This is a genomic window from Streptomyces sp. NBC_01384 (genome assembly GCF_045040035.1).
Taxonomy (GTDB): Bacteria; Actinomycetota; Actinomycetes; order Streptomycetales; family Streptomycetaceae; genus Streptomyces.
The window spans coordinates 2,931,956-2,958,492 of the sequence record NZ_CP109559.1 but is presented as its reverse complement, the minus strand read 5'-3'; the positions used below and the strand labels follow the sequence as shown (position 1 = coordinate 2,958,492).

Here is a 26,537-nt window from a genome sequence, read left to right as displayed (position 1 = left end):
TGGATCAGGAGAGGCTGGTCGGCGGAGGGTGAGCGGCCGGCGTTGTTACACCATCGCCGTCACTGTCACATTGCGCTTCCAGGACATGCCCACTGCGTGTACGGAGTGTGGTGCGAGGGGCCCCACCTGGGGATCGGTGGGGCCGCCTCTGGGGTTTCGGGGAAAGGGGGTCAGCTTGTCGCGACGCCCACCGTGAGGGTTCCCGTGTAGCCCGATGACGCCGTGCTGCCCAGGGCCGTCAACGTGAGGAGGCCCGACGCGGCGCCCCCGCCGTCGTAGACCGAGTCCTGGGCGAGGGTGGTGCGGGTGACCGTGTTCGTGGAGTACGGCGAGACCTTGGCCACCGCCGTCGTGATCGTCTCGTTGAAGAAGAGCTGGCCGGTGTGGAGTTCTTGGCCGCCGGTGAAGCTGCCGTCCGACGTGAGCGTTACTCCCGTGTGCACCTTGAGGTGGATGTGGATGCAGCGGCCCCGGTACCAGCCGGGGTAGACGGTTGTCAGGTGCGCCACCCCGTCGGTGCCGGTCAGGACGCCGCCCCGGAGGAACGTGCCGTCGTCCGCTTCCGAGTGGCCGTTGTTGCCCACGAAGCCGGAGTACTCGCCCAGTGCGTCGCAGTGCCAGATTTCGACCAGGGCGTTGCCGAGTGGTGCGCAGGTGGCGTCGTCGACGACGGTGAGCGTGAGTTTGAGGGGGATACCCGGTTTGCTCTCGGTGATGTCGGCGCGGACCAGGGCGCCGTCCAGGTAGTAGGGACCTTCGGTCATCTCCTTGGTGAGGGTGCAGACGGCCGTCGCGGCGGCGGGAGTCGCGTACGCCGCGTCGGTTGTGGGGGCTTCGGGCGCGGCGGCGCCCACGGCCAGGGTGGCGGCCGTGGCGCCTGTGGCGATCAGTATGGTGCGGCGCCCGATCGGGTGTGCTGCTCCTGAAGTGTCTGTCATGAACACGGCAGGCTAGGGAGGGTTGCTGTACGTCAGCTGTCAGTCCGGCAAAGTGACAGTCCGTCAAGCCCTTTGCAGGACAGGCCGATGTCAGGCGTGCGCGGCGTATGTGACGAAGTCGGCCCAGGTGGTGGGGGAGAGGGTGAGGTGGGGGCCCTGTGGGGCCTTGGAGTCGCGGACGTGGATGGTGGAGGGGCAGGTGGCGACCTCGACGCAGTCACCATCGCCGCCGCTGCTGTAGCTCGACTTGCGCCAGGAGAGGGCGACTTCGACGCAGTCGCCGGAAGCGCTGCTGCTGTAGCTGCTTTTGAACCAGGCCAGTTCGGAAGTGCTCATAGGTCCCCTCGCATCCGCTGCAACAGGCTCACGGAGTCCTGGATGGTGAGAGCCTGTGAACGCATCCTGGCATACCGCCTCTGGAGCACGCTGACCACTTTCGAGTCGGAGATCAACTGGCCGCTCTCCTGGCCCTCGTTGTAGGCAAACCACCTGTTGTCCGGGGTCTCTGATAGGTGGAACGGACCTTGCAGTCCAGAGTGTGACTCCCGCACCAAGGGCATCACCTGGATCTCGGTGTTCCGCAGTTCGGAGATCTCCAGTACGTGATCGATGATCCCTCGCGTGACCTCCGCCCCACCGGTGCGTCGGAGAAACAGGTGCTCCTCCAGGATGAAGCTGAAGGTGGTGTTCGGGCGCTCCCTCAGTAGTCGCTGCCGCTTGATCCGGGCAGCCCACCGCTCCTCGATCTGTGCGTCGTCCAGTGGCGGCAATTGGTCGGCCGACATCGCTCGCACGTACGCCTCTGTCTGAAGCAAACCCGGGATCATGCGGCACTCATACGTGTACAGGGTGATTGCCGACGCCTCCATCCGCGCCCACTGCCTGAACCACACCGCCAACCCCGGCTGACGAGCCAGATGCCCCACCGCCTTCCGTAAAGCCCCGGTGTTCCCCAGCACCTCCTCCGCCCGCTCCACGAACGCCGGATCAGGCATCCTCCGCCCCAACTCCACGGACGCCACCGTGTGTTTGGAGAACCGCACCCGTTCCCCGAACTCCTCCCGGCTCAGCCCCGCGTGCTCCCGCAACGCCTGGACCACCGCCCCGAACGTCCGCAGACTGTCGGACGACTCGGGCTCGCCACCCGTCCCCGTCCCCACCGCACCGTCGACCACCATTGGTCACCTCCCGCGCCCATGGTCACGGATAGTCACCGGTACTGTCCACCCCGTAACCGCGTACGCTCCCGCAGCGTACGCGGCGCCGACCTGGTGAAGTCGTCGTGCCGACCGCCAGATTGGGCGCATGACAGCACCATCCACCCCCCAGCACCCGGTTACCGTACGTGTGTTCACGCAGCGGCTCAGTGCCACCCCGCGCGGCGCCCGCCTCGCCCGTCACCTCGCCCTGAACCAGCTGCACAGCTGGGGCATCCCGCACGGCTCGGACGCCTCCGACACCGTCGCCGTGATCGTCGCCGAGCTGGCCGCCAACGCGGTGACCCACGGCCGGGTACCGGGCCGGGACTTCGAGCTGCGGCTCACTCTCGTCACGGGCAGCGTCCGTGTCGAGGTCAGCGACACGCGCAGTGGGGCACGTCCGCCGGGACCCGGTGACGTACCGCCCGCGCGTCCTCTCGACGAAGGCGGTCGCGGGCTCGTGCTCGTCGAGGCGCTCGCCGACCGGTGGGAGGTGCTGGACCGGGAGCCGCCCGGCAAGACCGTCCGCGCCGAGATCGACCTTCCGGAGTGGCTGTCCCTGGTCAGGAGGTCGAGCGCGTCACCTTCGCGATCGACGACAGCACCGCCTGCGGATCCCCGCCCGGTGCCACCGCCTTGCCGATCTGTGCTCTGATCGCCGCCGCGACCCGGGACCAGCTGGTCTCGGAGAGGGGGTAGAGGTCCATGTTGTCCAGGGCGTCCAGGCCGTTCCAGAGTTTGCGGTACTGCTTGTCCTGGCGCATGGCCGTGCTCGCCGAGGTGGTGACGGGCAGGAGCTGGTACTCGGCGGCCTGCTGGGTGACGTACTTGTCGCCGTACAGGAAGTCGAGGAACTCGCCCGTCTCCTCGCGGTGGCCGGCCTGCCGGAAGGCGATGGTCCAGTCGGCGGTGCCCATGGTCGGGACGGTCCGGCCGGTGCGGCTCGGGAGCGGGACGGTGCCGTAGGAGACGTTCTGGGTCGAGTCCTCGATCTGGCGCATCAGGGAGAGCGGGGCGTTGACCATGGCCGCCTTGCCGTCCATGAAGGCACCCAGGGCCTGGTCGCGGCTGAGTTTGCCGGGGAGGGTCGGGCCCGTGAGGCCGTCGGCGACCAGGGTGGAGCGCAGCGACTCCAGCGTCGAGACGTTCTCGGCGGAGGTGAGGGCGTAGCCGCCCGTCTGGTCGGTGTAGCCGCCGCCTCCGGCCAGCAGCCATGTCAGGGTCTCGGCCTCCGCCTCCTCCGGGCCGAGCGGCACCGCGATCGGGTACTCCACGCCCATCGCCTTCAACACCCGTGCGTCGACGACCAGTTCCTGCCAGGTGCTGGGCGGCTTCAGGCCCGCCTGGGTGAACAGGTCCTTGTTGTAGTAGAGGAGGCGGGTGCTCGCGGTGAACGGCAGACCGTACTGCACGCGGCGCACCTGCCCGGCCTCCGCGAGGCTCGGTACGAACCCGCCCTGGACGGAGATCGACAGCAGCTCGTCCGCCCGGTAGAGCAGGCCCTTCGCGGCGTACTCCGCGTAACTGCCGGTCTGTACGACGTCCGGTGCCTTGCCCTGCTTGATCAGCTCGGCGACCTTCGCGTCGACCGTGTCGGCGGGGTAGACCTTCGTCTCGACGCGGATGTCGGGGTGGGCGGCCTGGAAGGCGAGGCCGACCCGGTCCCAGTAGCCGACGGAGTTCTTGTGGACGCTGTCGCCGTAGTTCGTCGCGACGACGGTGAGGGTCGTGGTGCCCGACGTCGCCCCCGAGTCCGTACCGCAGCCGCTCGCGCCCACCGTGAGGCCCAGCGCGGCCGCCATCGTCATCATGATCCGGGCTCTGCGGCGCACGGTTCCCACCTCTGTTCCAGCCACGCGCGACAGTCACGCGCGATAGCCACCTGCGATGACACGCGTAGATGAAGAGTGTTGATCGTAGGCCGGGAGACGGGTGGGGCACAGGGCCGGCGCTGTTGCGTTTTGGTTCCGGTGGTGTGACGCGGGCTGCCCGAAGTCACGTACGTGTAAGGGGAGTTGGGCGCGCTAGAAGCGCTGATATGCAAGCGCTGATGCGCAAGCGTTTCCGGAATTCCGGGACTGGATGGCCCAGCAGTTCGAAGTAGCCCATGATCCCCGCGTGGACCGGTACTGGCGGCTGGTGTGGATCGTCAACGGCCGGCAGGTGGTGCCGAGTCTGATCCCGGTGTACCCCTGGCTCATCCAGGCCCTGCGAAGGGACGGCGACGCATAGTCACCACGGCGGAGACCGCCCTGGCGCCCCGCGATCCCAGCTGGATGAATGAGCCCGAGGATTCGGCTCCGTAGAGGTGGTGTGGGTGTCCAAAGTCAGTGTGTGAACACCGAATTGGACACCCCATATCCAAGCGCCACGACCACCAACCCGGCGAACCTATGCGGTCACAGCACTAGCCGACCTGGTTGTACATCGCGCCCGCCGCCGGCCAGCCCGTGGGCTGGGGCGTCGGCGTGGGCTCCGGTTCGGTGCGGCCGCGGACCTGGGCGGCGGTCAGGCCTCGGTTGCGCAGGCCCGGCATGCCGGTCTGGCCGAGGCCCGCGGCCGGGGCGGGGGCCATGGCGGGCATCGCCGGTGCCTGGCGCGGTGGTTGCATCGACCGTGCCTGCGCCTGGAGCGCCGGTGACGGGGCCTGGGGGACCGGGGACATCGGCGCCTGCTGCATCTGCTGCATCTGCTGCATCTGGGCAGCGGGTTGCATCTGGGCGGGCTGCATCAGGGCGGCGGGTTGCATCTGGGCGGGCTGCATCTGGGCCGCGCCGGGCATCTGCGCGACCCCGGGCATCTGGGCGACCGCCGGCATGGGCTGCTGTTGGGGGGCGGGTGTCGGCATGGGCATGGGCATCGGCATGGGCATCGGCACCGCGGGCTGCTGCGGCGGCATCATGGAAGCCGCGGCCGCGGCCGGAGCGGGGGCGGGGACCAGGCCCGGCATGCCGCTGGGGGCCTGCGACGGGGGCGGGCCCGGCCAGGTCTGCGCGGGCGGCAGGCTCGGCATGGCGGCGGCCTGCGCGGCCAGCCCCGGGATGCCGGCACCGTTGGTCTCGCTGACCAGGCGGTCTACTGCCGCCGTACCCGAGCTGTAGCTGTTCCCTGTGCCCAGCTCGGGTACGGCGACTCCCCTCCTGGACCCGTAGAGCACCTGCTCCAGGCCGGACACCAGGCGACGCACGTCCGTCTGGGGGCGCACCACGAGTCTCAGGAAGCGACTGGACGAGCCGATCTTGTTGCCGCACTCACGGACCAGGATGCGGTGCTCGGCCAGCAACCGGTCCCGGACGACCGTGCCCTCCGCGCCCACGGGGAGGCGTACGAAGAGGAAGTTGCCCTGCGAGGGGTAGACCGTCAGGCCGGGCAGCGCGGAGAGCTGGCGGGCCATGTCGAGGCGGTCGCGGCGCACCAGGTGCAGGCTCTCCATGTACTCGGCGCCGTGCTCCTTGAGCATGAACACCACGGTCTCCGCGAAGGAGTTGAGGTTCCACTTGGGCAGCATGGAGCGGATCTTGCCGGCGAGCGCGGGGTTGGCCACGAGGTAGCCGAAGCGGATGCCGTGCAGGCCGAAGTTCTTGCCGAGGCTGCGCAGGACGATGACGTTGGGCCGCAGGACGGCCTCTTCCACGACGCTCGGGTCGTTCTCGGCGTCCGCGAACTCCAGGAAGGACTCGTCGATGACGATGAGGTCCAGGTCCTGGAGCTGGTCCATGAAGTTCACGACCGTGCGGCGGCTGAGGAAGCCGCCGTCGGGGTTGTTCGGGTTGCAGATGACGGCGACCTTGGTGCCGCGGGCGCGGATGAACTCGATGTACTGGGCCGGGTCCAGAGCGAAGCCGTTGGACTCCATGAGCGGGAACATGTCGACCCGCTTGCCGGTCTCCATGGGCTGGTCGGTCCAGCGGCCGAAGGTGGGGACGGGGATGGCGAGGGACTCGCGGACGAGCAGGTGGTCGATCCAGGTGATCAGTTCCGTGGAACCGTTGCCCATCGCCACACAGCTCGGCGGGAGTTGGAGCAGCGAACACAGCTCGGCCGTGATGGTGTCGGCGCTGCTCGGGTAGTACGTGATGATCTCGCGCAGCCGGCCCGCCAGTTCGTCGAACATGCCGGGCGTGGGGAAGTACGGGTTGCACGGGATACAGAAGTCGATCGGGCCGACTCCATCGCTCTCGCGTGCCAGCGCAGCCATCGAGGGGCTGTGCGCCGCAGTGCCGCGGAACAGCGAGGCGACGTTGTCGGCCATGGAACCTCCGTCTCTGGGTGGCCCGTGCGGGGGAGCACGGGCCACCCCCCTATACGGAGACGGAGGGGGCGCTGTTCAACTCGTGGGGATTGAGTAAGGGTTCACTTTCCGAGGCAACCAAAAGCGCTTCGGCGGCGGGACCCCCGGGGTCCTGGGGCCCAGGACCCCGGGACCCCGAGACCCCGGGACCCCGGGCCCGGTGGTGCTATGCGCTGAACGAGTGCACCGTCGTCGTGCGGTACGTCTGGCCGGGGCGCAGCACCGTCGAGGGGAACGACGGGTGGTTCGGCGAGTCCGGGAAGTGCTGGGTCTCCAGGCACATGCCGTCGCCCTGCCGGTAGGTGTGGCCGGAGGGGCCCACCAGGGTGCCGTCCAGGAAGTTGCCGGAGTAGAACTGCACGCCCGGCTGGTCCGTCGCGATCTTCAGGGTGCGGCCGGACTTGGGGTCGCGCAGGGTCGCGATGTGCTCGGGCTTCGCGGTGACGCCCTTGTCGAGGACCCAGTTGTGGTCGAAGCCCTTGGCGGTGACCAGCTGGGGGTGGCCGATGCGGATGTCCCGGCCGATGGGCTTGGCCTTGCGGAAGTCGAAGGGGGTGCCCGCGACCTTGGCCAGTTCACCGGTGGGTATCAGACCCGAGTCGGTGGGCGTGAAGCGGCCCGCGGCCAGGTGGAGTTCGTGGTCGTAGATGCCGCCGCTGCCCTCACCGGCGAGGTTGTAGTACGTGTGGTTGGTGAGGTTGACGACCGTGGCCTTGTCGGTGGTGGCCCGGTAGTCGATGCGCCAGTCGCCGTGCTGGGTGAGGGTGTACGTCACCTTCACCTTGAGCGTGCCGGGGTAGCCCATCTCGCCGTCGACGCTCGTGTAGTAGAGGTGCAGACCGACGTCGGAGCCCGAGGTGAAGCCCTCGATGTCCCACACCTTGGTGTTGAAGCCCTTGGCGCCGCCGTGCAGGCTGTTCACGCCGTCGTTGACGGAGAGCTGGTAGGCCTTGCCGTCCAGGGTGAACTGTCCCTTGGCGATGCGGTTGCCGTAGCGGCCGATCGTCGCGCCGAAGAACGTCGTCCCGGCGACGTAGGAGGCGAGGTTGTCGTACCCGAGGGAGACGTTGGCGTAGCGGCCGTGCCGGTCGGGGATCTCCAGGGACTGGACGATTCCGCCGTAGGAGATGACCTTCAGGCGCGTGCCGCCGTTCTCCAGCGACCAGCGGTAGACCTTGGTGCCGTCGGCGAGCTTGCCGAAGAGCTCCTTCACGGGTTTCCTGCCTCCCGAAGCGCCGCCCGAGGCGCCTTCCGCGGCCTGTGCTGTGCCTGTGCCGAGGGTGGTCGCGGCGATGCCCGCGGCCGCCGCGCCTGCAATGACCGTGCGTCTGTTCAGTTCCATGTGCGGCTCCTGCAAATAGGAGGGGCCCCGCCCACCACGGGCGGGGCCCGAGCTGACCTTACGAACCGGACTTGCGCTTGTTCCACACGTCGAAGCCGACCGCGGCCAACAGGGCCAGGCCCTTGATGACCTGCTGCCAGTCGGTGCCGACGCTGAGGAGATTCATGCCGTTGTTCAGCACGCCGAGGACGAGACCGCCGATGATGGCGCCGAGGACGGTGCCGACACCGCCGCTCATGGACGCGCCACCGATGAACGAGGAGGCGATGGCCTCCAGTTCGAAGCCGTCGCCCGCCTTCGGCGAGGCCGCGTTCAGGCGGGAAGCGACCACCAGACCCGCCAGGGCCGCGAGCACGCCCATGTTCAGGAACACCTGGAAGGAGACGCGCTTGTCCTTGACGCCGGAGAGCTTCGCCGCCGGCAGGTTGCCGCCGATGGCGTAGATGTGGCGGCCGAAGACGGCGTTGCGCATCACATAGCCGTAGCCGACGACCAGGACGCCGAGGATGATCAGCACGATCGGCGCACCGTCGTAGCTGGCGAGCAGCATGGTGAGCCAGGCGATCGCGGCGACCATGGCGACGAGCTTGAGGGCGAAGAGCCGGACGGGCAGCACCTCGAGGGAGAACTCCTGCTGGCGGCGCCGGTCGCGCACCTCCTGCCACACCACGGCGGCGATCATGACGATGCCGAGGAGCAGCGTGATGTTGTGGTAGTTGGTGTTCGGGCCGACCTCGGGCAGGAAGCCGTTGCCGATCTTCTGCATGCCGTTCGGGAACGGGCCGAGGGTCTGGCCTTGCAGGAGGATCTCCGTCAGACCGCGGAAGAGCAGCATTCCGGCGAGGGTGACGATGAACGATGGTATGCCGAAATACGCGATCAGGAAGCCTTGCAACGAGCCCGCGACGGCGCCCATCAGCAGACACAGCACCACGGCGAGCGGCCACGCCACATGATGATTGACCGTCAGTACGGCCGCGAAGGCGCCCACGAACGCCGTCAGTGAGCCGACGGACAGGTCGATGTGCCCGGCGATGATGACCAGCATCATGCCGATCGCGAGGATCAGGATGTAGCTGTTCTGCAGCACCAGGTTGGAGACGTTGCGCGGCAGCAGCAGGTCTCCGCCGGTCCAGATCTCGAAGAAGATGACGATCAGGCCGAGCGCGATCAGCATGCCGTACTGGCGCATGTTGCGGCGCAGGCCGCCCAGCATCAGGTGCAGCAGGCCGCCGTCCGCGCTGGATCCGCCCTTGCCCGGCGGTGCCGCGGCGGGCATCTTGTCGGTGACGTCCGTGCTCATCGCGTTACCTCTTTGTCCTTCGTCATCTGGCGCATCAGCACTTCTTGCGTGGCCTCGGCCCGTGCCACCTCACCGGTCAGCCGGCCGGCGGCCATCGTGTAGATGCGGTCGCACATGCCGAGCAGCTCCGGCAGTTCGGAGGAGATGAAGACGACCGCCTTGCCCTCGGCGGCAAGCTGGTCGATGACCGTGTAGATCTCGTACTTGGCGCCCACGTCGATGCCGCGCGTGGGCTCGTCCAGGATCAGCACGTCCGGGCCCGCGAAGATCCACTTGCTGAGGACGACCTTCTGCTGGTTGCCGCCGGACAGCTTGCCCACCGGCTCGAAGACGGTCGGCGCCTTGATGTTCATGGACTTGCGGAAACGCTCGGCGACCTGCCGCTCCTCGTGCTCGTCGACCACACCGCGCTTGGCGACCTTGCCCAGGGCGGTCAGCGAGATGTTCCGGTTGATCGTGTCGATGAGGTTGAGGCCGTAGTGCTTGCGGTCCTCGGTGACGTACGCGATGCCGTGCGCGACCGCCTCCGCGACGGACTTCGTACGGATCTCCGTGCCGTCCTTGAGGACCGTGCCGCCCGCGTAGCGCCCGTACGAACGCCCGAAGACGCTCATCGCGAGTTCCGTGCGGCCGGCGCCCATGAGCCCGGCGATGCCCACGATCTCGCCCCTGCGCACGTTGATCGACACGTCGTCGACCACCTTGCGCTGCTGGTCGAGCGGGTGGCGCACCGTCCAGTTGCGGATCTCCAGCGCGGGAGCCGCGCCCTCCTCCGCCTCGTGCGGGGTGCGCTCGGGGAATCGGTGGTCGAGGTCGCGGCCGACCATGCCGGAGATGATCCGCTCCTCGGTCGTCTCCGGCGCCTTCACGTCCAGCGTCTCGATGGAGCGGCCGTCGCGCAGGATCGTCACCGAGTCGGCGACCTTGCGGATCTCGTTGAGCTTGTGGGAGATGATGATCGAGGTGATGCCCTGCTTCTTCAACTCCAGGATGAGATCGAGGAGTTTGCCGCTGTCCTCGTCGTTCAGGGCCGCGGTCGGCTCATCCAGGATGAGCAGCTTCACCTTCTTCGACAGCGCCTTCGCGATCTCCACGAGCTGCTGCTTGCCCACGCCGATGTCGGCGACGCGGGTCTCCGGGTGGTCGTTCAGTCCGACCCGGCGCAGCAGTTCGGTGCCGTGCTTGAGCGTCTCGTTCCAGTTGATGAGCCCGCGCGTGGCGTGCTCGTTGCCGAGGAAGATGTTCTCCGCGATGGAGAGATACGGCACCAGCGCCAGCTCCTGGTGGATGATGACGATGCCGCGCTGCTCGCTCGCCCGGATGTCCCGGAAGTGGCAATCCTCTCCCTCGAAGAGGATGTCTCCCTCGTAACTGCCGTGCGGATGGACACCGGAGAGCACCTTCATCAAGGTGGACTTCCCGGCGCCGTTCTCGCCGCAGATGGCGTGGACCTCGCCCTGACGGACTGTCAAAGTGACGTCCGACAGCGCTTTGACACCGGGAAAGGTCTTGACGATCGAGCGCATTTCCAGGACGGGTCCCGCCATGGTCGTGCCTTCCAATCAGTGTGGGGTGGGGGGGCCTGCGGGACTACTTGAGTTGGGCGTCGGTGTAGTAGCCGCCCTTGACCAGCACGTCCTCGTAGTTGGTCTTGTCCACGCTCACCGGCTGGAGCAGCATGGCGGGGACGACCTTGGTGCCGTTGTTGTAGGTCTTGGTGTCGTTGGTCTGCGGCGTCTTGCCGTTGAGCACGTCGTCGACCATGGTCACGGCGACCTTGGCGAGCTCACGGGTGTCCTTGTAGACGGTCTGCGTCTGCTGGCCCGAGATGATCGACTTCACCGAGGCGAGCTCGGCGTCCTGGCCGGTGATGACGGGCAGCGGGTTGCTCGACGAGCCGTAGCCGTCCGACTTCAGCGCGGAGATGATGCCGATGGAGATGCCGTCGTAGGGCGAGAGCACCGCGTCGACCCGGCCGGTCTTGTAGGAGGAGGTGAGGATGTCCTCCATGCGCTTCTGCGCGGTGGTGCCGTCCCAGCGCAGGGTGGTGACCTTGTTCAGGTCGGTCTGGCCGGACTTGACCACCAGCTCCTTCTTGTCGATGTACGGCTTCAGCACGCTCATCGCACCGTTGAAGAAGTACTGGGTGTTGTTGTCGTCGTTCGACCCGGCGAACAGCTCGATGTTGAACGGGCCCTTCTTGCCGCTGTCCAGACCGAGCGTGTGCGTGATGTACGTGGCCTGCAGGACGCCGACCTTCGTGTTGTCGAAGGAGGCGTAGTAGTTGACGTTCTTGGTGCCGAGGATCAGCCGGTCGTAGGAGATCACCGGGATCTTGGCGTCGGCGGCCTGCTGGAGCACGCTGTTCAGGGACTTGTTGTCGATGGCCCCGATGATCAGGCCCTTGACGCCCTGGGTGATCATGTTCTCGATCTGCGAGACCTGGGTGGCCGGGTCGTCCTCGCCGTACACCAGCTTGGCCTTGTAACCCTTGTCCTGCAGTTGCTTGACCATGTTGTTGCCGTCGGAGATCCACCGTGCGGAGGACTTGGTCGGCATGGCGATGCCGATGGTGCCACCCTTGGCGCTGCCCGCCTTCTCCTTGCTGCCGCCCGAGCCGCTCTGGCCGCAGGCGGTCAGGGTGAGGGCGAGGGAGGCTGCTCCGGCTATGGCGGTGAGGGCGGCTCTGCGGTTACGCATGATCATCATCCTTGATGTCTTGGACCGGCTCGGTCTCGCGTTACGGGGATGCTCCGAGAGCGTTGCGAGGGAAAGACCGAGTAGAGGTGTGTGGGATTGTGCGCGGCTGTGTCGGCTTGTGTGAAGGGGTTTTGTGCGAACGTTATGAGGTGGTGTTGAAGCGCTTGAGAGTTCCGGGCAGCCGGGAGCCGAGCGGCGCCATGTCGCCGTCCGCTCCGTGCCGCGCGAGCAGGTCCAGGGCGAGCCGGCCGCGCCGCACCCGTTCCTTGGCGGTGTTGAGGGCCAGGTCCCTCAAGTGGTGCCCGTACGGGTAGATTCCGGGGGATTTGGACAGGCCGAACTTGAGGTACAGCGGTGCGCCGCGCCGGATCAGCTCGGCGACCTCGTACATCCGCACATAGCCGCCGAGGTCGTCGGGAGCCTCGATGTACATGTCCATGGGAGCGGCCGAAACCCGTCGTATCTCGGTGAGATGGTCGAGCGTCAGGTCGCTGGGCACGTTGATGGAGTCCGCGCCGAGGTTCTCGTACACCGCGTAGGAGGCCGGGTTGACCGGGCCCACCAGTGCCGAGAGCTTGAGGGTCGTGTCGGCCGGGATGATCCCGGCGATGCGCGCCCGGTGCAGGGTCCACAGCACGCCCTCGTCGGCGACGAGGAGACACTTTACGCCCAACTCCGTTGCCCGGACGGCGTCTTCGACGCAGCCGGCCACCGCGTCGTGGCCACGGGCCCGCAGGCCGCCGCCGCGCGAGTCCGAGCGCACCGAACCGCCGATGTCCCAGGTGCCACGCGGCCCGGTGAACAGACACAGTTCGATGTCGCGCTCACCGGTGGCCTCGATCATCTCGGTGATCTCGGCGTCGGTCAGCATCCAGACGCCGCTGCCCTGGCTGATGCGGTGGATCGGTACGTCGAGCCGCGAGGACTCCTTGAGGACCACGGCCAGGGCCTCGGGCCCCTCCACGGAGGGAACCTCGGTGCGCCAGCGGCCGCCTCCCGGGAAGGTGTGCGGCGAGGCGTCGGCGGGGGAGAGGGCGGGCGCGCCCAGGCCGAGCGCGGCGAGCGCCTGCTCACCGGGTCGACGGGCTGCCGTAGGGGCGGCGTCGGTCACTGGCTGTCCTTCGTGTTCGAGGGTTGCGCGTGCAATACGTTCGGTATTTCGGACGGAGTTCGCGGCTCTGGGCGCACGGGGCCTGGGTGGTACGCCGGTACGGAGCCGTCAGGTAACTCCGTACCGGCGTACGGCTCGGGGGAGCTCTCGGGGGAACTCCCGGGGAACTACGGCTTCAGCAGGACCTTTCCGACCTTGGGATCGCCGGACCCCACCAACTCGATGGCCTCCGGGAACTCGGCGAGCGGCAGCTCGTGCGTGATCAGCGGCGACGGGTTCAGCAGCCCGGCCCCGAACACCCGCACCGTGTGCGCCCAGGCCGCCGGCGGCGCCCCGAACACGGTGTGCACCTCCAGCTGCCGTACGACGAGATCGGTGGGGTCGAGCCCCTCGGCACCCGGCGCCGGGATTCCCGTGAGGACCAGCCGGCCACCGCGCCTCAGCAGGGAGGCGGCGGTGCGCGCGGCGGACGCGGACCCGGCGGTCTCGATGACGACGTCGAAGTCGTCGGGGAGCTCCTGGTCCTTCGTACGGAAGTCGGTGGCGCCGAAGTCCTTCGACAGCGCGGCCCGGTCCGGGCGGGTCCCGACCACGAGCAGCTCCGCCGGGGAGCCCGCCTTCAGGAACTGGACGGCGAACATCCCGAGCGTGCCGGTCCCGACGACGGCGACCCGCTCACCGGGCCGGGCGTTCGCCTTCAGCGCGGCGGCCGCGATGCAGGCGGCGGGCTCCAGGAGAGCCGCGGCCGTCAGGTCGGCGTCGTCCGGCAGGACGTGCAGCAGCCGGGCCGGAAGGGTGAGCGTGGTGGCCATCGCGCCGGGCTGGGTGAACCCGGTCTCCTCGTACCCCGCCGTGCACAACGTTGTCTCGCCCGCATGGCAGCGGTCGCAGACCTGGCAGTTGCGGAAGCCCTCACCGACGACCTTGCACCCGACGATCGACTCCGGCACCCCGGCCCCGACCGCCTCGACGGTTCCGGACCACTCGTGGCCGGGCGTGAGCGGGTAACGGACGTACCCGTCGGGCCGGTTGCCCTGGTACACCTCGCGGTCGCTGCCGCAAATACCGACGGCGTGCACGCGGACCAGGGCCTCACCGGCGCCCGGCCGCACCGGCTCGTGCTCGATCAGCCGGTGCTCGCCCGGCGCCTCGATGACGACCGCGGTGCTCACTGCGCCCCCTTCGGCTTGCGCTGCTCCCAGCCGTCGGCCCACAGGTCGAAGCGGGCCTGCTGCTGCGGGAACTCGGCCGCCGCGTCGACGTCCAGCTCGACGCCGAGACCGGGCTCGTGGGACAGCTGGAAGTAGCCGTCGACGACCTGCGGGGCGCCCTTCACGACCTTCTTGATCTCCGAGTCCGCGAAGTCGTTGAAGTGTTCGAGGATCTTGAAGTTGGGGGAGGTGAAACCGACCTGGAGGGAGGCGGCGGTCAGGACCGGGCCACCGACGTTGTGCGGCGCGACGAGGACGTAGTGCGCCTCGGCGGTCGCGGCCAGCTTCCGCGTCTCCCAGATGCCGCCGATGTGACCGACGTCGGGCTGGATGATGTCCACGGCCTGGCTCTCGAAGAGCTCGCGGAACTCGATGCGGTCGTGGATGCGTTCACCGGTGGCGACCGGGATGTCCACCTTGGCGGCGACCTTCTCCAGGGCCTTGAGGTTCTCCGGCGGGACGGGCTCCTCCAGCCACGCGGGCTTGAAGGGCGCGAGCTCGCGCGCGAGCCGGACGGCGGTGGACGGGGAGAACCGGCCGTGCATCTCCAGCATCAGCTCGGCCTCGGGGCCGATCGCGTCGCGCACGGCCTCGATGAGGGAGACGGAGTAGAGGGTGGCTTCGTGGTCGAGCTCGAAGTGCCCGGTCCCGAAGGGGTCGATCTTCAGCGCCTTGTAGCCGCGGGCGACGACCTCCTGGGCGGCCTTGTGATAGGCCTCCGGGGTTCGCTCGGTCGTGTACCACCCATTGGCGTAAGCCTTGACCTTGTCGGTGACCTTGCCACCGAGCAGCTGCCACACGGGGACGCCGAGGGCCTTCCCCTTGATGTCCCAGCAGGCCATCTCGATGACGGCGATCCCGGACATCACGATCTCGCCGGCGCGCCCGTAGTCGCCGTACTTCATCCGTCGGACGAGGTCCTCGACAGCGAACGGGTCGGAGCCGAGAATGTGGTTGGCCTCCGCCTCTCGCAGATAGCCGATCAGTGCGTCGGTGTGGCCCAGCATGCGGGTCTCGCCGACGCCGGTGACGCCCTCGTCGGTGTGCACCTGGACGTACGTCAGGTTCCGCCACGGCGTCCCGACCACGTGCGTGCTGATTCCCGTGATGCGCACGGCTTTTGCTCCCTGTGCTCTTGCGGCTCTGTTCGAAATTTCGTCACACGTTCGAAATGCTGGCGTGACAGTAAGGACGCGGCCCCTGGGGTGTCAATGGGTCGAACAGAACGGGACGGTGACGGATTTTGACGGTATGCCTCGCTCGTCGCGCGCGCGATGCTGTGAACGGGCGGCGCGGCGCACCGGAACGAGGGCTTCCCTACACAATTTTCACAGCTGTGACTATGAACGTGACCGGTGCGGAACTTAGTCTTCCGGCGTCATGGACTACTGCTTCCCGTGCCGACGGCACCTCAATGGCGCCCTTGCCTGCCCGGGGTGCGGCACACCAGCCGAAGAGCTCCGCACACATGCGGAGGAGATCGACGTGCGTCCCGAAACGGGCACGGGCGCGGCCGATGCCGACAGCGACGCGTTGTACGAGGACGACAACGGCGACGACGAGGGCGACGACGAGGGGCAGCGGCCCGGGCGGGCCGCTGCCCGTCGCCGCGGGCGCGGTGACTCGGGCGGTCCGGGTGGCGCGAGCCGGCGTGACCGCAAGGCCGCGGCGCACCGTCGGCGGCGGCGCCGGACGCTGCTCATCGCCGCGGGGTTCGTACTGGCGGCGGGTGGGCTGAGCCTCGCGGAGCTCGGTATCGACGGGCCGGGGCTGTTGCCGAAGCCGGCCGTGGCCGGGGGTGAGTCGGCGGACGGTTCGGCGTCCTCGGACGCCGGGACGGCGCGGCCGCTCGCCGACTCGGGGGGTTCGTCCGGCGGTGCGCCGTCGGTCACGGCCTCTCCGGACGCGTCGGCGTCCCCCTCCGCTTCCGAGTCCGCCAAGGACCGCAGGTCCAAGGACGGCAAGACGAAGGACACGCAGAAGCAGTCGGCCACGACGAGTGCCGTGCCGTCCACGACGGCCGGTCCCGCGTCCTCGACCCCTCCGAAGTCGTCCCGCACGCCGACGGCCGCCCCGACCTCGAAGGCCCCGAGCCCTTCCCCTTCGCCTTCGCAGACGTGCAACCGTTTCCTGTGGTGGTGCACGTAGGACTTTCCCCGTCCTGAAACGCCGGACGGGCTGAATGACGCGGGCCTGCGTCCCGTCAGGGGCGCGGGGTTGTGACATTGTGCGGCTCCGCCGCGTGGGCGCGCCCAGCCCCCACCGGCCCGCAGCCAAACGAATCCGGGGCGGACGGGGAGCCGGGGCGCAGCCCTACCCCAGGGGCGCAGCCCCTGGCTACGCCGTGAGCATTCTTTGCAGGAGGTCCCGCAGGGACAGGCGTTCCTCGTGGGAGAGGCCGGCCAGGGGTTCACGGGCGAAGTTGAGGGCGTCCCGGAGGGAGCGCGCGACACGCCGGCCCTCGTCCGTCGCCGCGGCCAGCTTCACGCGCCGGTCGGACGGGTCGGGACGTCGCTCGACCAGCCCCCGTGCCTCCAGCCGGTCCACGATCCCCGTCACATTCGACGGTTCGCACTTCAGCTTCTGGGCGAGCCGTCGCATCGGCAGCGGTTCCAGGGACAGCAGGCTCAGCAGTTTCGCCTGCGCCCCCGTCAACGCATGCTCGGCGGCGGCGTCCTCGTACTCCTCGTGATACCGGGCCACGACCGTGCCGATGAGCTCGACGACCTCAAGGGTCAGCGGGTCTATACGGGGTGTTCTCTGCGTGGCCATGGGCTCCAGGTTACCGCGTTACTTGACATCATGAAATATTGAGGCGCATGGTTGTTTCAGGTACTGAAGTATGAGAGCCGTAGTCGCACGTACGCGTGCATGCACGTAGGAGAGGCGCACCCCCATGACCGAGACCCAGCTCCCCGCCGTCAACCGCGAATGGCACCTGGTCAGCCGCCCGGTCGGCTGGCCGAAGCCCGAGGACTTCGCCCTGGTCGAGGCCGAGGTCCAGCAGCCGGGGGAGGGCCAGGTCCTCGTGCGGAACGCGTACGTGTCCGTCGACCCGTACATGCGCGGCCGCATGAGCGCCGCCAAGTCCTACGTCGCCCCCTTCGATCTGGGCAAGGTCATGCAGGGCGGGGCGGTCGGTGAGGTCATCGCCTCGAACGCCGAGGGCATCAAGGTCGGCGACCACGTCCTGCACTTCTTCGGCTGGCGCGAGTACGCCGTCGTGGACGCCAAGCAGGCCGTCAAGGTGGACCCGGAGGCCGCGCCGCTGTCGACGTACCTCGGCGTGCTCGGCATGACCGGTCTGACCGCCTACGCGGGCCTCCTGCGCACCGCCTCCTTCAAGGAGGGCGACTCCGTCTTCGTCTCCGGCGCCGCCGGTGCCGTCGGCAGCCAGGTCGGCCAGATCGCCAAGCTCAAGGGCGCCTCGCGCGTCATCGGCTCCGCGGGGTCCGACGACAAGGTCAAGCTGCTCGTCGAGGAGTACGGCTTCGACGCCGCCTTCAACTACAAGAACGGCCCGGTGAGCCGGCAGCTGCGCGAGGCCGCCCCCGACGGCGTCGACGTCTACTTCGACAACGTCGGCGGCGACCACCTGGAGGCCGCCATCGGCCAGCTCAACCGGGACGGCCGCATCGCCATCTGCGGCGCGATCTCCGTCTACAACAGCACCGAGCCCGTCCCCGGCCCGAAGAACCTCGCCCGCCTCATCCAGACCCGCGGCCGCATCGAGGGCTTCCTGGTCGGCGACCACTACGACCTGCAGTCGCAGTTCGTCCAGGAGGTCGGCGCCTGGGTCCGCTCCGGCGAGCTCAAGTACGGCGAGACGGTCGTCGAGGGCATCGAGAACAACCTGGAGGCGTTCTTCGGCGTCCTGCGCGGCGACAACATCGGAAAGATGATCGTCAAGCTCTAGGACCCGGCAGGCGGCAACATCACCGTGACGCTCGCCTGACCGCGCTCGTTGTCCGCAGCGGAGGCCGCACCCCAGGACGTGGGGTGCGGCCTCCGCCCATGCGCGGGCGAACGAACCAGCCCCCGGGTCTGGGGCCGAGAAGCCCCGCCCGTGCCCCGGTAAGGTGCCCCGCATGCGTGATCTCGGGGTGGGATTCAACTATCTGATACAGGGCCAGCGGTGGGTGGCGCGGCACGGGAAGCGGTACGGGTTCGGGCTGCTGCCCGGGCTGATAACCCTGGTGCTGTACGCCGCCGCCCTCATCGCCCTCGCCCTCCACGGCGAAGACTTCGTCGCCTGGGCCACCCCCTTCGCCGACGGCTGGTCCAGCCCCTGGCTGGGACTCTTCCGCGGGCTCCTCACCGCCGTGCTGTTCGCCCTCGCCCTCCTCCTCGCCGTGCTCACCTTCACCGCGGTCACCCTCCTCATCGGCCAGCCGTTCTACGAGTCCCTCTCGGAGACGGTCGACAAGGACGTCTCCCCGGACGGCACGGCCCCGGAGTCGGGACTCCCGCTCTGGCGCGAGCTGTGGATCTCCGCGCGCGACAGCCTCCGTATCGTCGTCAGGGCCGCCGTCTGGGGCGTCCTCCTCTTCGGCCTCGGCTTCGTGCCGTTCATCGGGCAGAGCGTCGTCCCCGTGACCGGCTTCTTCGTCACCGGCTTCTTCCTCACGGAGGAACTGACGGCGGTGGCCCTCCAGCGCCGCAGCGTAGAACTCCGCGACCGCCTCGCCCTGCTCCGTTCCCGCAAGATGCTGGTCTGGGGCTTCGGCACCCCGCTGGGCCTCGTCTTCCTGGTCCCGTTCGTCGCCGTCTTCCTGATGCCGGGCGCGGTCGCGGGCGCCACGCTGATGGCCCGCGCCCTGCTGGGCGAGGAGACGGGAGAGCCGGACGGCGACCATGAAGACCATGAAGACCATGAAGACCACGAGGACCAGGAAGAACAGGCCGGCGCGTGACCGCGATCGGCTCCGTCCCGGCCGGCCTCGGCATCACTTTCGCGTTCGCCCCGTCGCACTGACACCGGAACCGGCGCCGGCAAGGGAGTTGATGCCCTCCGTCGCCGTGGGGAGCTGCCGGACGGCCGCAGTACCGCGTGACGGAGGGGACGTACGTCATGGGACGTGACGCCCGTGGCGATCAGATGGCGATCCGCGTCGCCGCCTCCCGCAGTGTCCCCAGGAATGCCTGCGCCGCCGGTACCAGGCTCCGGCCCCGCACCGTCGCCGCGTACACCGCCCGCGCCGGCGCCGCCTCGTCGCGCACCGGAAGCAGCGCGATGTCCGGGCGTACGGACTCCGCGGCGAGCGCCGGGACCAGGGTCACCCCGAGACCGGCGGCGACGTACCCCTGCTTGGCGGTCCACTCGGCCACGACGTGTGCGACGCGCGGCCGGAAACCGTGCCGCGACGCCGCGTCGAGGAGGGTGTCCTCAAGGCGGGCGGAACCGGATATCCAGTCGGCGTCGGCGAGTTGGGGGAGCCGTACCGAGGGCTCGGCGGCGAGCGGGTGGTCGGTGGGCACGGCGACGTACAGGGACTCGTCGAGGAGGTGGTGCAGGGTGTACGCGTCCAGCGGGGCGCGGCCCGTCGTCGAGACGATCGCCAGGTCCAGGCGGCCCGCGGACAGCCGGTCCAGGAGCGCGGGCGTCAGGCCCTCCTCGCGGGTGAGCCGCACCCCCGGATGGCGGGTGCGGAACGCGGCGATGGCGTGCGGCACCAGCGCCGCGTCGGCCGTGGCGAAGGCGCCGAAGCGCAGCCGGCCGCCGGCCACCTCGCGCAGCGCGGCCAGTTCGCGGCCCGCGCCGTGCAGCCGCTCGACCACCGCCTCGGCGTGCGGCACGAGGACCCGTCCGGCCTCCGTCAGCCGTACGCCCCGGGGCAGCCGGTCGAAGAGCGGGGCCCCGCCGAGCGCCGCCTCCAGCGAGGAGATCTGCCGGGACACCGCGGACTGCGTCCAGCCGAGGGTCCGCGCGGCCACGGTGAACGAACCGTGCCGGGCGACCTCCAGGAAGACCCGCAGCCAGGTGGTGGAGAGGTCAGGTGTGGCATGCGGGTCGGGCATGAGAGCCATGCTAGACATTCGCTTGTCGCATCACGTGGGGCCGCCTAGCGTCGACGGCATGGAAAAGATCGCATTCCTCGGACTCGGGCACATGGGCGCCGCGATGGCGCGCCGACTCCTCGCCGCGGGATTCCCGCTGACCGTCTGGAACCGCACCGCCGCGAAGGCCGAGCCGCTGGTCGCCGAGGGCGCCACCCTCGCCGCCTCCCCGGCCGAGGCCGTACGGGACGCGGACGTGGTGATCACCATGCTCGCCAGCCCGACAGCGCTCGACGAGGTCGCGGACGCCATCGCGCCGGAGCTGCGCCCGGGCACCACCTGGGTGGAGATGTCGACCGTCGGCCCCGACGTGGTCAAGGAGCTGGCCGGCCGGCTGGGGGAGGGCGTGACGCTCGTCGACGCGCCCGTGGCGGGCAGCACGGACAGGGCCGCCGCCGGGCAGCTCGGCATCCTCGCGGGCGGCGACGTGGCGGGTGTCGAGCAGGTACTCGCCCACCTCGGCACGGTCACCCGCACCGGCCCGCTCGGCTCCGGCGCCGCGCTCAAGCTCATTGTGAACACGGCCTTGCTCGGCGGGGTCGCCGTCGTCGCCGAGACCATGGCCCTCGCGGACAAGCTCGGCCTCGACGAGAACGTCGCGCGCACCGCCCTCGCGGGCGGCCCGCTCGGCGGCGCCGTCGGCCGCGCCTTCGCCGAGGACGTGCACTTCGCCACCCCGCTCGCCGCGAAGGACGTCGCCCTCGCCACGAAGGTCGCCGAACTCCCGGTCATGGAGGCGGTGCTGGAGCACTACAAGCGGGCCGCCGCCGATCCCGCCGTCGGCGACGCGGACATCGCGAAGGCCGTCGACCACATTCGCCGCCACTCGGCCTGAGGGGTGCCTCCCGTGCGGATCACGCTCGACAACCCACCGTCCGCACCCCAACCCGCCAACGCCTACTACTCCCAGGTCGCCCGCGTCGAACTCGCGGGCGGTGGCGCCCTGTTGTACCTCTCCGGCCAGGTCGCGGAAGGCGCCGACCTCACCGAACAGAGCCGCGGTGTCTTCGAGACCATCGACGCCCTGCTGGGGGCACACGGCGCGGGCCTCGCCGACATCATCAACATCCGTACGTATCTGACGGACATCGCCCAGCTCCCCGCCTACGGTGCCGTGCGCGCCCAGTACCTCACCGGAACCCCGCCCACCAGCATGACCTTCGAGGTCTCCCGCCTCTTCAAGCCGGAGGCGCTCATCGAGATCGAGGTCGTGGCCGCCGTCCCGGCCATATCTGACGCACGCGGGCCGGAGTGATCCCTTCCGGGTGATACTGCCACCCATGAAGGCAGCGAACCTGGGCGTCCTCTTCCTCATCGAACTCGGTGCCCTCGCAGCCGTCGGGTACTGGGGCTTCACCAGCGATGTGGCGACGCCGCTGACCTGGCTCCTCGGCCTGGGCGCCCCGGCCGTACTCATCACGCTGTGGGCGCTGTTCGGCTCGCAGAAGGCGACGCACAAGACGCGCGGCGCGGTCCGCGTCGGCTTCGAACTGCTCTGGTTCGGGGCCGGCGTGACCGCACTGGCGGTCGCCGGGGCCTACGGCTGGGCGATCGCCTTCGCCGCCGTCTGCGTGGCGAGCAAGACGCTGGCCGTCATCTGGCACCAGTAGGACGGGAGTGGGAGCTCTCCGCCGCGCCTTCGAGAGCCGGGACGAGAGCGCCGCCACGTGGGTGTTTGTGAAGGGTTCGTACGAGGTTGCGGTGAGCCGCTCGATCATCGACCGCCGGGTCGCGGCGAGGATTAACGTCTGACCCGGGACCAGCCCCCTGAGCAGCCCCGGTCCGGAACCTGACATCCGGACCGGGGCTCGTCGGCCGGACGCCTGGCGCTGCCCCATGGCACGCCCGGCTGTCGGCCGCCGGTCACTCGCCGCGCACGGCGAACCCGTACACGGTCCGGGACCGGTACACCCCGCCCGGCCGCAGTTCCGTGCTCGGGAACTCCGGCCGGTTCGGGGAGTCGGGGAAGTGCTGGGTCTCCAGCGCGATGCCGTCGCCGGGCGCGAACGGGGCGCTCAGGTGGTCCGCGGTGTAGAGCTGCAGCCCCGGCTCGGTGGTCGCGACGGTCACCACCCGCCCGGAGGACGGATCGTGCAACTCCGCGACCTCGACGGCGGTCCGCGTGAGCCCCTTGTCGAGCACGAAGTTGTGGTCGTAGCCGGAGCCGACCTTCCGCGCCGCCCGGAAGTCGAAGCGCGTAGCGGCCACGGAGTCCAGCGCGCCGGTGGGGATCAGATCCGCGTCCACCGGCGTCAACCGCGAGGCGTCGAGTCGCAGTTCGTGCCCGCCCGCGTTGCCAGAACCGGCCAGGTTCCAGTACGTGTGGTTCGTCAGGTTCACCACGGTCGGCGCGTCCGCGACCGCCTCGTACGCGATGCTCAGCGCGCCCGCGTCGTCCAGCGTGTACGTCGCGGAGACCTCCAGACGGCCCGGGAAGCCCTCCTCGTCGTGCGGGGAGACCCGGGTGAGGCGCAGCCCGTGCTCGACCGGCTCCGCGTCCCACACCCGCTTGTCGAAGCCGCGCTCGCCGCCGTGCAGGGAGTTGGGCGGGTTGTTCCGCGCCAGGTGGTAGATGAGGCCGTCGAGCGAGAAGCGGCCACCGGCGATCCGGTTCGCGTACCGCCCGACCAGCGCCCCGAAGTACGGCCCCGTGTGCGTGAGATAGCCGTCGAGGTCGGGGAACCCCAGCACCACGTCCGCGCGCAGCCCGCCCCGGTCCGGGACCTCGACCGACTGGACGATCCCGCCGTACGTCAGGATCCGCACCCGCACCGCGGCGCGCTCGAGCGTCCAGCGGTGGACCGGGGTGCCGTCGGGAAGGGTGCCGAAGAGTTCGCTGTGCATGATCGAAAGCCTAGGCCAATAAGCCGCGGGCGACCGCCGAGGACAGGTCCTAGGCGACCGGCTCGGCCGCCGTCACCACCCGATAGGCCATCTCCGCGAGCCGCGCCTGCCCGTCCTTGCTCGGGTGGAACCAGTCCCAGTGGCTCAGCTGGTCCGTGCCGAAGCGGTAGTCGAAGACCGCGCCCCCGTCGAAGCGGCAGTGCCGGTCCTTGGCGCACACGTCCTTGAGGACCTGGTTGTACGCCTCCACGCGGTCCTGCACCGTCGCGCGCCGCAGGGTCGCCGCCGAGTCCAGGGAGTCCGCGTCGTTCAGCATCGAGGGGCAGATGCCCAGCTTCCAGATCTGCTTGCCCAGCGGGTTGCTCCGCCCCTCGGACCACAGCCGCTTCAGGTCCGGCACGCTCGACACATACACCTGGGTCTTGGGCAGCGCACCGCGCAGCGTGGCCATGGCCTCCTCGAACTCGGAACGGAAGTCGGCGACGGACGTCATCGCCGAGACCGACGAACGACAGGCGTCGTTCGCGCCCGCCATCACGGTCACCAACTCCGGCTTTTCTGTGACGGCCTGCGCCATCTGACCGGGCAGATCCGCCATCCGGGCGCCGGTCACCGCGTAGTTCCAGCTGCGCTCGGCGGCCCCGGTCCGTCCGAGCAGCCGTACCGCGAGGCTCTGGACCTTCGTGTCGCTGCCGGTCGCCCAGGACACCTCCGGGCAGTCGGACAGCACGGTGCAGGCGTCGAAGCCGCGGGTGATGGAGTCGCCGACCGCGGCCATCGACTTCGGGCTGCGGTTCCAGGTGGGGGTCGGTTTGGGGGAGGGCGTCGCCTTGGCCGTCGTCCCCTGCGGAGCCGGGGAGTTGTCACCGGTGGCGTCGCATCCGGCGACGCCCAGGAGGGCCGCCGCCACGACGGCGAGAACAACCCGCGAACGGTGACTCCTGCGACGCATCCCCTGGTCCCCTCGTTCGTGAGCACGGTTGGTAAGCACCCGTTGGACACGGTTGGCCGACACCCCGCAGTACACGGCCGGTCGCACCGCGTCCCCTTGGGTGAAACCTCAATGTTTCTGGGCGCTGGGACCGACGGTACGTCACACTCCTTGCTCCGCCGCACGGTAGCCTCGCCACGTGGCCGCCCTGCCACTGCCGTGCCGCTAAGTTACAAGATGTCTCGCTCTGTCCGGAGGCCCCAGTGACGACACGTGGAGTTCTCTACGTGCACTCCGCGCCCCGTGCGCTGTGCCCGCACGTCGAGTGGGCGGTCGCGGGCGTGCTCGGTATCCGCGTCAACCTCGACTGGATCCGGCAGCCCGCCGCGCCGGGCACCTGGAGATCCGAGTTCTCCTGGAAGGGCGAGGTGGGCACCGCCTCCAAGATGGCCTCCGCGCTGCGCGGCTGGCAGATGCTGCGCTTCGAGGTCACCGCCGAGCCCTGCCCCACGGCCGAGGGCGAGCGCTACAGCTGCACCCCCGAGCTGGGTATCTTCCACGCCGTCACCGGAATCCACGGCGACATCCTGATCCCCGAGGACCGCCTGCGCGCCGCCCTCCTGCGCTCCCAGCGCGGCGAGAGCGACCTGGAGTCCGACCTCGCCAAACTCCTGGGCAAGCCCTGGGACGACGAGTTGGAGCCTTTCCGCTACGCGGGCGAGGGAGCCCCGGTCCGCTGGCTCCACCAGGTGGTCTGACGGGTTTTTGGACGGCTTCTTCAAAGCGCCCTGTGCAGGAGCGCCCCTTTAGGGGCGCGGGGCTGTGACATATGCGGCTCCGCCGCGTGGGCGCGACCAGCCCCCACACCCCCGCACCCGACGAACAACAGGTGTGGCCCCGGATTCCAGAAGGAGTCCGGGGCCACACCCCGTTCAGTACAACTACGGCCGAATTCAGATCGTACGGAACGCCAGCACCACGTTGTGCCCACCAAACCCGAACGAGTCGTTCAGGGCAGCGATGCGGCCCTCGACAGGCAGCTTGCGAGCCTCCCCGCGCACGATGTCGGCGTTCGCCTCGGCCTCGGGGTCGAGGTTGTCGATGTTGATGGTCGGCGGCGCGATCCGGTGGTACAGAGCCAGCACCGATGCCACCGACTCCACACCCCCCGCACCACCGAGCAGATGGCCGGTCATCGACTTGGTCGCGGAGACCGCCATGTGGTCGGCGTCGTCACCGAAGACCTTGCGCAGCGCCTTCAGCTCGGCCACGTCACCGGCGGGCGTCGAGGTGGCGTGCGCGTTCACGTGCACGATCTCGGCCGGGTCCAGATCGGTGTTGTCGAGCAGGTTCTGCAGGGCGCGGGAGATGCCACGCCCCTCCGGCTCCGGCTGCACGATGTCGTGGCCGTCGGCGGAGATACCCTGGCCGACCGCCTCCGCGTACACCCGGGCCCCGCGCCCCGCGGCGTGCTCGGCGGACTCCAGGACGACGACGCCGGCGCCCTCGCCGAGGACGAAGCCGTCACGGGCCACGTCGTAGGGACGCGAGGCGCCCTGCGGGTCGTCGTTGTTCTTGGACATCGCCATCATGTTGCCGAACGCGGCGATGGGCAGCGGGTGGATGGCCGCCTCCGTACCGCCGGCGACGACGACGTCGGCACGGCCGGTGCGGATCATCTCGATGGCGTAGCCGATGGCCTCGGCGCCCGAGGCGCAGGCGGAGACCGGGGTGTGCACTCCGGCGCGGGCGCCGACGAGCAGGCCCACGTTGGCGGACGGGCCGTTCGGCATGAGCATGGGAACGGTGTGCGGGGAGACGCGGCGGACGCCCTTCTCCTTCAGCACGTCGTACTGGTCGAGCAGCGTCGTCACGCCACCGATGCCGGAGGCGATGACGGTGCCGAGCCGGTCCGGGTCGACGGAGGCGTCGTCGCCCGCCCTGTCGGTGAAACCGGCGTCGGCCCAGGCCTCCTTGGCGGCGATCAGGGCGAACTGCGCCGAGCGGTCGAGGCGGCGGGCCTGCGGACGGGGGATGACCTCGCCCGGCTCCACGGCGATCTGCGCCGCGATACGGACCGCCTGCTCGGCGGCCCAGTCCTGCTCCAGGGGGCGGACACCGGACTTGCCGGTGATAAGGCCCTCCCAGGTAGAGGCTACGTCGCCACCCAGCGGTGTGGTTGCGCCGATACCGGTGACGACCACGGTGCGATTGGTCGAGCTCACGGGAATTCTTTCTCCAAATACGAGGAATCAGCGGCGCCACCGCCGGGTGGCGGGGCAACGGACTGATCGGTGGACCGGGCCAGGCGAACCGGGCCCGATCGTTGGATCAGGCCTGGTGCTTGAGGATGTAGTCGGTCGCGTCGCCGACGGTCTTGAGGTTCTTGACGTCGTCGTCCGGGATCTTGACGTCGAAGCGCTCTTCGGCGGCGACGACGACCTCGACCATGGACAGCGAGTCGACGTCCAGGTCGTCGGTGAAGGACTTGTCCAGCTGGACGTCCTCGGTGGGGATCCCGGCGATCTCGTTCACGATCTCGGCGAGACCTTCGACGATCTCTTCCTGAGTGGCGGCCATGTAGGCGCTCCTTCGGTGTGTATCCAGAGG

26 protein-coding genes are annotated in these 26,537 nt (G+C 69.3%); 8 read left to right on the top strand and 18 right to left on the bottom strand.

The genetic code is table 11. The features are described 5' to 3' along the window. Positions 1-170 precede the first annotated feature (170 nt). From OG747_RS13445 to OG747_RS13435, 3 genes are all read right to left on the bottom strand, one after another. A complete protein-coding gene (locus tag OG747_RS13445; RefSeq protein ID WP_405879559.1) occupies positions 171-938 on the bottom strand; it encodes an intradiol ring-cleavage dioxygenase in 768 nt (255 codons plus the stop codon). A 90-nt stretch (positions 939-1,028) separates the two neighbouring features. Next, entirely contained in the window at positions 1,029-1,274 is a 246-nt protein-coding gene (locus OG747_RS13440; RefSeq protein WP_405879558.1) for a DUF397 domain-containing protein, read from the bottom strand. After that, positions 1,271-2,116 (bottom strand): Scr1 family TA system antitoxin-like transcriptional regulator, encoded by an 846-nt coding sequence (locus tag OG747_RS13435; protein ID WP_405879557.1) that lies wholly within the window; start codon positions 2,114-2,116, stop codon positions 1,271-1,273. Before OG747_RS13435 ends, OG747_RS13440 begins: the two co-directional genes overlap by 4 nt. Before the next feature lie 127 nt (positions 2,117-2,243). Between OG747_RS13435 and OG747_RS13430 the strand changes: the two genes are divergently transcribed. Beyond that, positions 2,244-2,792, top strand: coding sequence for an ATP-binding protein (locus tag OG747_RS13430; RefSeq protein ID WP_405879556.1), 549 nt, complete (start codon positions 2,244-2,246; stop codon positions 2,790-2,792). Here the strand turns inward: OG747_RS13430 and OG747_RS13425 are convergent. The 9 genes from OG747_RS13425 to OG747_RS13385 all read right to left on the bottom strand — a co-directional run bounded on the left by OG747_RS13425 (position 2,701) and on the right by OG747_RS13385 (position 15,210). Next, on the bottom strand, positions 2,701-3,969 hold the full coding sequence (locus OG747_RS13425) for an extracellular solute-binding protein (protein ID WP_405879555.1): 1,269 nt from the start codon (positions 3,967-3,969) through the stop codon (positions 2,701-2,703). The genes OG747_RS13430 and OG747_RS13425 overlap by 92 nt on opposite strands. Before the next feature lie 575 nt (positions 3,970-4,544). Then, positions 4,545-6,389 carry an aminotransferase class I/II-fold pyridoxal phosphate-dependent enzyme gene (locus tag OG747_RS13420; protein ID WP_405879554.1) on the bottom strand — a complete coding sequence of 615 codons (1,845 nt, stop codon included), beginning with the start codon at positions 6,387-6,389 and terminating at the stop codon, positions 4,545-4,547. Positions 6,390-6,594: 205 nt separating this feature from the next. Next, positions 6,595-7,770 (bottom strand): aldose epimerase family protein, encoded by a 1,176-nt coding sequence (locus OG747_RS13415; protein ID WP_405879553.1) that lies wholly within the window; start codon positions 7,768-7,770, stop codon positions 6,595-6,597. 58 nt (positions 7,771-7,828) lie between these two features. Continuing rightward, the gene (gene mmsB / locus OG747_RS13410) at positions 7,829-9,073 is read right to left on the bottom strand and encodes a multiple monosaccharide ABC transporter permease (protein ID WP_405879552.1); all 1,245 of its coding nucleotides are present in this window, start codon (positions 9,071-9,073) and stop codon (positions 7,829-7,831) included. Continuing rightward, positions 9,070-10,620 carry a multiple monosaccharide ABC transporter ATP-binding protein gene (gene mmsA, locus OG747_RS13405; protein ID WP_405879551.1) on the bottom strand — a complete coding sequence of 517 codons (1,551 nt, stop codon included), beginning with the start codon at positions 10,618-10,620 and terminating at the stop codon, positions 9,070-9,072. Before mmsA ends, mmsB begins: the two co-directional genes overlap by 4 nt. A gap of 43 nt (positions 10,621-10,663) precedes the next feature. Then, the gene (chvE, locus tag OG747_RS13400) at positions 10,664-11,773 is read right to left on the bottom strand and encodes a multiple monosaccharide ABC transporter substrate-binding protein (RefSeq protein WP_405879550.1); all 1,110 of its coding nucleotides are present in this window, start codon (positions 11,771-11,773) and stop codon (positions 10,664-10,666) included. Positions 11,774-11,915: 142 nt separating this feature from the next. After that, the gene (locus OG747_RS13395; protein ID WP_405879549.1) at positions 11,916-12,884 is read right to left on the bottom strand and encodes a hypothetical protein; all 969 of its coding nucleotides are present in this window, start codon (positions 12,882-12,884) and stop codon (positions 11,916-11,918) included. 167 nt (positions 12,885-13,051) lie between these two features. Further along, positions 13,052-14,056, bottom strand: a complete 1,005-nt coding sequence (locus OG747_RS13390; RefSeq protein ID WP_405879548.1) for a zinc-binding dehydrogenase — start codon at positions 14,054-14,056, stop codon at positions 13,052-13,054. Continuing rightward, the gene (locus OG747_RS13385) at positions 14,053-15,210 is read right to left on the bottom strand and encodes a mandelate racemase/muconate lactonizing enzyme family protein (protein ID WP_405879547.1); all 1,158 of its coding nucleotides are present in this window, start codon (positions 15,208-15,210) and stop codon (positions 14,053-14,055) included. The genes OG747_RS13390 and OG747_RS13385 overlap by 4 nt, the downstream gene beginning before the upstream one ends. Positions 15,211-15,475: 265 nt before the next feature. Here OG747_RS13385 and OG747_RS13380 point away from each other — a divergent pair, with 265 nt between their 5' ends. Further along, positions 15,476-16,243 carry a hypothetical protein gene (locus OG747_RS13380; RefSeq protein WP_405879546.1) on the top strand — a complete coding sequence of 256 codons (768 nt, stop codon included), beginning with the start codon at positions 15,476-15,478 and terminating at the stop codon, positions 16,241-16,243. Between the two features lie 189 nt (positions 16,244-16,432). Here OG747_RS13380 and OG747_RS13375 read toward each other — a convergent pair whose 3' ends face one another. Continuing rightward, a complete protein-coding gene (locus tag OG747_RS13375) occupies positions 16,433-16,867 on the bottom strand; it encodes a MarR family winged helix-turn-helix transcriptional regulator (RefSeq protein ID WP_405879545.1) in 435 nt (144 codons plus the stop codon). A 124-nt stretch (positions 16,868-16,991) separates the two neighbouring features. Between OG747_RS13375 and OG747_RS13370 the strand changes: the two genes are divergently transcribed. Beyond that, positions 16,992-18,011 (top strand): NADP-dependent oxidoreductase, encoded by a 1,020-nt coding sequence (locus OG747_RS13370; protein ID WP_405879544.1) that lies wholly within the window; start codon positions 16,992-16,994, stop codon positions 18,009-18,011. 172 nt (positions 18,012-18,183) lie between these two features. Beyond that, positions 18,184-19,008, top strand: coding sequence for an EI24 domain-containing protein (locus OG747_RS13365; protein ID WP_405879543.1), 825 nt, complete (start codon positions 18,184-18,186; stop codon positions 19,006-19,008). A gap of 181 nt (positions 19,009-19,189) precedes the next feature. On the opposite strand, the gene OG747_RS13360 is transcribed toward OG747_RS13365, so the two are convergent. Continuing rightward, the gene (locus OG747_RS13360) at positions 19,190-20,122 is read right to left on the bottom strand and encodes a LysR family transcriptional regulator (protein WP_405879542.1); all 933 of its coding nucleotides are present in this window, start codon (positions 20,120-20,122) and stop codon (positions 19,190-19,192) included. Between the two features lie 49 nt (positions 20,123-20,171). Here OG747_RS13360 and OG747_RS13355 point away from each other — a divergent pair, with 49 nt between their 5' ends. The 3 genes from OG747_RS13355 to OG747_RS13345 are packed head-to-tail and all read left to right on the top strand — an operon-like array spanning position 20,172 to position 21,762. Next, the gene (locus OG747_RS13355) at positions 20,172-20,987 is read left to right on the top strand and encodes an NAD(P)-dependent oxidoreductase (RefSeq protein ID WP_405879541.1); all 816 of its coding nucleotides are present in this window, start codon (positions 20,172-20,174) and stop codon (positions 20,985-20,987) included. 12 nt (positions 20,988-20,999) lie between these two features. After that, complete coding sequence (locus OG747_RS13350; RefSeq protein WP_405879540.1) at positions 21,000-21,407, top strand: RidA family protein; 408 nt, start codon at positions 21,000-21,002, stop codon at positions 21,405-21,407. Between the two features lie 25 nt (positions 21,408-21,432). Then, positions 21,433-21,762, top strand: coding sequence for a YrdB family protein (locus OG747_RS13345; RefSeq protein ID WP_405879538.1), 330 nt, complete (start codon positions 21,433-21,435; stop codon positions 21,760-21,762). Between the two features lie 253 nt (positions 21,763-22,015). Here the strand turns inward: OG747_RS13345 and OG747_RS13340 are convergent, their stop codons facing one another. After that, positions 22,016-22,996, bottom strand: coding sequence for an aldose epimerase family protein (locus tag OG747_RS13340; RefSeq protein WP_405879537.1), 981 nt, complete (start codon positions 22,994-22,996; stop codon positions 22,016-22,018). Between the two features lie 49 nt (positions 22,997-23,045). Next, entirely contained in the window at positions 23,046-23,948 is a 903-nt protein-coding gene (locus OG747_RS13335; RefSeq protein ID WP_405879536.1) for an SGNH/GDSL hydrolase family protein, read from the bottom strand. Between the two features lie 242 nt (positions 23,949-24,190). On the opposite strand from OG747_RS13335, the gene OG747_RS13330 reads away from it, so the two are divergent. After that, the gene (locus tag OG747_RS13330) at positions 24,191-24,685 is read left to right on the top strand and encodes a DUF3145 domain-containing protein (RefSeq protein ID WP_405879535.1); all 495 of its coding nucleotides are present in this window, start codon (positions 24,191-24,193) and stop codon (positions 24,683-24,685) included. A gap of 195 nt (positions 24,686-24,880) precedes the next feature. Here the strand turns inward: OG747_RS13330 and fabF are convergent, their stop codons facing one another. Beyond that, positions 24,881-26,152, bottom strand: a complete 1,272-nt coding sequence (gene fabF / locus OG747_RS13325; RefSeq protein ID WP_405879534.1) for a beta-ketoacyl-ACP synthase II — start codon at positions 26,150-26,152, stop codon at positions 24,881-24,883. A 106-nt stretch (positions 26,153-26,258) separates the two neighbouring features. Beyond that, entirely contained in the window at positions 26,259-26,507 is a 249-nt protein-coding gene (locus tag OG747_RS13320; protein ID WP_028800941.1) for an acyl carrier protein, read from the bottom strand. Between the last annotated feature and the right edge of the window lie 30 nt (positions 26,508-26,537).

Bases quoted from the DNA above. Each gene is read 5' to 3' on its own strand.
- OG747_RS13445 (WP_405879559.1), bottom strand. From the start codon at position 938: ATGACAGACACTTCAGGAGCAGCACACCCGATCGGGCGCCGCACCATA.
- OG747_RS13440 (WP_405879558.1), bottom strand. From the start codon at position 1,274: ATGAGCACTTCCGAACTGGCCTGGTTCAAAAGCAGCTACAGCAGCAGC.
- OG747_RS13435 (WP_405879557.1), bottom strand. From the start codon at position 2,116: ATGGTGGTCGACGGTGCGGTGGGGACGGGGACGGGTGGCGAGCCCGAG.
- OG747_RS13430 (WP_405879556.1), top strand. From the start codon at position 2,244: ATGACAGCACCATCCACCCCCCAGCACCCGGTTACCGTACGTGTGTTC.
- OG747_RS13420 (WP_405879554.1), bottom strand. From the start codon at position 6,389: ATGGCCGACAACGTCGCCTCGCTGTTCCGCGGCACTGCGGCGCACAGC.
- OG747_RS13415 (WP_405879553.1), bottom strand. From the start codon at position 7,770: ATGGAACTGAACAGACGCACGGTCATTGCAGGCGCGGCGGCCGCGGGC.
- mmsB (WP_405879552.1), bottom strand. From the start codon at position 9,073: ATGAGCACGGACGTCACCGACAAGATGCCCGCCGCGGCACCGCCGGGC.
- mmsA (WP_405879551.1), bottom strand. From the start codon at position 10,620: ATGGCGGGACCCGTCCTGGAAATGCGCTCGATCGTCAAGACCTTTCCC.
- chvE (WP_405879550.1), bottom strand. From the start codon at position 11,773: ATGCGTAACCGCAGAGCCGCCCTCACCGCCATAGCCGGAGCAGCCTCC.
- OG747_RS13380 (WP_405879546.1), top strand. From the start codon at position 15,476: ATGGACTACTGCTTCCCGTGCCGACGGCACCTCAATGGCGCCCTTGCC.
- OG747_RS13375 (WP_405879545.1), bottom strand. From the start codon at position 16,867: ATGGCCACGCAGAGAACACCCCGTATAGACCCGCTGACCCTTGAGGTC.
- OG747_RS13370 (WP_405879544.1), top strand. From the start codon at position 16,992: ATGACCGAGACCCAGCTCCCCGCCGTCAACCGCGAATGGCACCTGGTC.
- OG747_RS13365 (WP_405879543.1), top strand. From the start codon at position 18,184: ATGCGTGATCTCGGGGTGGGATTCAACTATCTGATACAGGGCCAGCGG.
- OG747_RS13360 (WP_405879542.1), bottom strand. From the start codon at position 20,122: ATGGCTCTCATGCCCGACCCGCATGCCACACCTGACCTCTCCACCACC.
- OG747_RS13355 (WP_405879541.1), top strand. From the start codon at position 20,172: ATGGAAAAGATCGCATTCCTCGGACTCGGGCACATGGGCGCCGCGATG.
- OG747_RS13345 (WP_405879538.1), top strand. From the start codon at position 21,433: ATGAAGGCAGCGAACCTGGGCGTCCTCTTCCTCATCGAACTCGGTGCC.
- OG747_RS13340 (WP_405879537.1), bottom strand. From the start codon at position 22,996: ATGCACAGCGAACTCTTCGGCACCCTTCCCGACGGCACCCCGGTCCAC.
- OG747_RS13335 (WP_405879536.1), bottom strand. From the start codon at position 23,948: ATGCGTCGCAGGAGTCACCGTTCGCGGGTTGTTCTCGCCGTCGTGGCG.
- OG747_RS13320 (WP_028800941.1), bottom strand. From the start codon at position 26,507: ATGGCCGCCACTCAGGAAGAGATCGTCGAAGGTCTCGCCGAGATCGTG.